The following is a 1,015-nucleotide window of genomic DNA, read 5'->3' as shown; positions in this document are numbered from 1 at the left end:
AAAATTTGGCGTATTGGAAGTGGCAAAGGTCTACAAGATTCCGGCGCATAAACTCAACCAGTTGGACCGCGCGACATTCAGCAACATCGAGCAGCAGAGCTTGGACTACGTCAAGAACACTCTGCAGCCCATCGTGACCAATTGGGAACAGGAGATCAACTACAAGCTGTTCACGCCGTTGGAGCAAAAGCGGTATTACGCGAAGTTCAACCTGACGTCAGAGCTTCGCGGTGATGCCGCGAGCCGGGCAGCTTTCTATAAGTCAATGTGGGAGATTGGGGCATACAGCATCAATGATATTCGTACTCTCGAAGAACAGGATGGAATCGGCGAAGAAGGCGATAGGCACTATGTTCCGGCCAACTATGCTCCGATTGATGCGATGCCTGTGAAAGGGGGTGAAACGGATGCCAGCGATTCCGGTGCATCATACGCCGGTTGATACGGAGTCATCGTGGGACGGCCCGGCGATGGAGGCACGTATTCCGAATGATGCCGGTGAAAGCACGCTGCGAAAAGCATATGCTTGGGTGGATCCGGACAAGGATCCGGATACAAAATCCGCATATAAATTTATCCATCACATGGTTGATGGTGATGGGAATGTTGGGGATGCGAATTTGAAAGCATGCATTTCAGGGATTGCCGTTCTCAACGGCGCGCGTGGCGGCGCTGATATTCCGGAATCTGACCGTAGAGCTGTCTATAATCATTTGGCCGCGCATATTCGTGATGCTGGGGAAGAACCTCCTGAATTAAAAAGTCGGTCGATGATTGGAAATGCCGATCGAGAAATCCGAATGCTGACTACAAAAGTGGAGCTTCGATCGAGCGAAGACGGATCGGATTATATCGAAGGATATGCGCTGAAGTTTGAAAGATGGTCAGATGTACTCGGGTTTTTCGTACCATTCCGTGAGATCATCAGTCAATCCGCACTCGATGGTGCTGACATGTCAAATGTAGTGGCATTGTTCAATCACGACCAAAACATGCCTCTCGCGAGGAACACGGT

At 50.3% G+C, this 1,015-nt stretch carries 2 protein-coding genes; both read left to right on the top strand.

The genetic code is table 11. From position 1 onward, the window contains the following. Positions 1-442, top strand: a 442-nt coding sequence (locus CCB157_RS16645; protein ID WP_143287129.1) for a phage portal protein, incomplete at its 5' end; no start/stop codon positions are given. Between the two features lie 328 nt (positions 443-770). After that, on the top strand, positions 771-1,015 hold a 245-nt coding region (locus tag CCB157_RS16640; RefSeq protein WP_193432330.1), incomplete at its 3' end, for an HK97 family phage prohead protease.

The sequence above is a fragment of the Caenibacillus caldisaponilyticus genome, from assembly GCF_002003465.1.
In the GTDB taxonomy this organism is placed as follows: domain Bacteria; phylum Bacillota; class Bacilli; order Bacillales; family Sporolactobacillaceae; genus Caenibacillus; species Caenibacillus caldisaponilyticus.
This window is presented reverse-complemented; position numbering and strand designations above follow the sequence as displayed.